2 protein-coding genes are annotated in these 2,315 nt (G+C 72.3%); one reads left to right on the top strand and one right to left on the bottom strand.

Features of this window, described 5'->3' with window-relative positions; genetic code table 11:
* Positions 1–666 (top strand): FAD-binding oxidoreductase (locus AB0O00_RS36235; RefSeq protein WP_363658960.1); only part of this gene is annotated, 666 nt, incomplete at its 5' end.
* Between the two features lie 110 nt (positions 667–776).
* Here AB0O00_RS36235 and AB0O00_RS36230 read toward each other — a convergent pair.
* On the bottom strand, positions 777–2,315 hold a 1,539-nt coding region (locus AB0O00_RS36230), incomplete at its 5' end, for a serine hydrolase (protein ID WP_363658959.1).

The raw sequence follows: 2,315 nt of genomic DNA, 5'->3' as shown, positions 1-2,315 counted from the left end.
GGCCACGACCTCGCCGAGATCACCGTGCGGACCGACCTGCCGTACCCGTACACCGGCGGGCAGTTCGTCAGCCTGGCGACGCCGTGGTGGCCGAAGAGCTGGCGCTACTACTCCCCCGCCAACGCCCCACGCCCGGACGGGACCCTCACCTTCCACGTCCGCGCCGTCCCCGGCGGCCCGGTCGGCAACGCCCTGGTGCAGCACGCGAGGGTCGGCGACGTCCTCCGGCTCGGCCGTCCCCTCGGGGACATGGTCCTCGATCCGGCCGCGAGCCGCGACGTCGTCTGCGTCGCGGGCGGCACCGGCCTCGCGCCGGTCCTCGCCCTCCTCGAACAAGCCGTCCTGGACGGGGTCCGGCGGCGGACGGACGTCTTCGTGGGCACGCGCGGCGCGGACGAACCGCTCGGCCTCGACACCCTCCGCCGGCTCGTCGACCAGCACTCCTGGCTCACGGTGCGGCCCCTCGTCCACGACGACGGCACCCCCGGCGCCACCACCGCCCTGCCCGCGGCCCTCACGGCGGCCGGCCCCTGGCTGAAGCACGACGCCTACGTCAGCGGCCCCGGCCCGATGATCGTGAGCGCCGCCGAGGCGCTCTACCACGCCGGGGTACCGCTCGACCTCATCCACCACGACCCGTTCGTCCGGCTCGACTTCGCGCTCTGAACGGCAGGCAGCCTGACACGCTCTCGGACCGGTGGAACCGCGGAGATCCGAACCGTCGCCGTCTGTGTGGACGGGTACGGCCCCTACCCCCTGTGCCCCTCACCCTGAGGTCAGCTGCGGGTGAAGGTCCCCAGGCCCTCGTGGTTGTACTGCTCGGCCACCGCGGTCGAGGCCCGGCCGTCGGCGCCGACCGTGAACGTCAGGCCGGTGAGGCCGACGGCGTTCTCGCCCTTGCTCTGGTAGCTGAAGACGTCCCCGTTGTAGTGCTGAAGCGGGAACTGCCGGCTGTCCGGTCCGAGGGTCATCACCAGCCCGCCGTCCTTCTCGCTCACGGTCATCGGCCCGTAGTAGTCGTTGGCGTACGTCCCGGTGTAGGCCGTGTCGGGCTTCGCCGGGGTGGCGCCGGCCGGTGGCTTGGCGTAGTCGGTCGGTGAGGAGGCGGGGGCCGCGATGCCGGGGAGGAGCTTGCCGAAGAGGCCGAGCCAGTCGACCGTCTCGTGGCCGTTCTGGGCGACGTCGAAGAACTCCTCGGCCACCGCCTCCGGGACGCCGATCGGCTGGCCGTTGGTCAGGACGACGATCCCGAGCTGCTCGGTCGGCAGGAGGGTCACCACGGTGGCCGCGCCGAGGTCGAAGCCGCCGGAGTGGTTCAGCCGCAGCCGGCCGAGGGTGTCGTAGCTGACGTTCCAGCCGAGGCCGTAGAAGCCGGCGTTGCCCGCCGGGGACCTCGGCGGGCCGCTGACGATCTGCGGCACCCGGGTCTCGTTCAGGCCCGCCGGGTCGACGACCTGTTTGCCCTCGAAGGTGCCGTCCGCGAGCTGCATCCGCATCCACCGGGTGAGGTCCTGGGCGGTGGAGCTCACGCCGCCGGCCGGCGACTGCGGGTCCGCGTTCTCGGTGGTGCTGACCTGCCAGCCGCCGGCGGTCTTGACGTGCGGCGCCGCCTTGTTCGCCGCGCTGTCGTAGGCCGATCGGAGGGAGCTCGTGGAGTTCATCCCCAGCGGCTTGTAGAGGACGTCCGCCGCCAGGTTCTCCCAGGCCACCTTCTTGGCCTTCGCCACAGCCACGGCCGCCTCCGTCAGGCCGTAGTTGGTGTAGGCGTAGCTCGCGCGGAACGGCGAGAGCGGCTGGTTGCGGAGGTGCTGGAGGATGTAGTCGCGCTGGTAGCCGAGGTCCTCCAGCAGGTCCCCCGCGTGGTCCGGCAGGCCGCTGCGGTGGGAGAAGAGGTCGGCGATCGTCACGTGGCTGCTCACGAAGGGATCGGCGAGCGCGAAGCCCGGGTCATATTTGGTGACCGGGTCGTCCCACTTCACCGCCTTCTGGCCGACGACCGCGGCGACCACGGTCGAGGAGATCGGCTTGGAGACCGAGGCGAGCTGGAAGACCGTGTCGGGATCGACCGGCTCCGGGCGGCCCAGCTGACGGACCCCGAAGCCCTTCGCGTGGATCACCTTGTCCTTGTACACGACGGCCAGCGACACTCCGGGGACGCCCGTCTTCGCCATGGCGTCCTGCACGTAGCCGTCGATCCGGTCCACCGCCGAGGACACCTGCTGCTCGGTCAGCTGGGGCGCCGGCTGCGCGGGAGGCGCGGTGGCCGGGGCGGAGGAGGGGCCAGGCGTGGGAGCGGCCTCGGGGTCGGTGGCGGC

Source organism: Kitasatospora sp. NPDC093558, assembly GCF_040683475.1.
Lineage (GTDB): Bacteria > Actinomycetota > Actinomycetes > Streptomycetales > Streptomycetaceae > Kitasatospora.
Note: the sequence above shows the minus strand (reverse complement) of the source record. Positions and strands in the feature narration are given on the sequence as shown.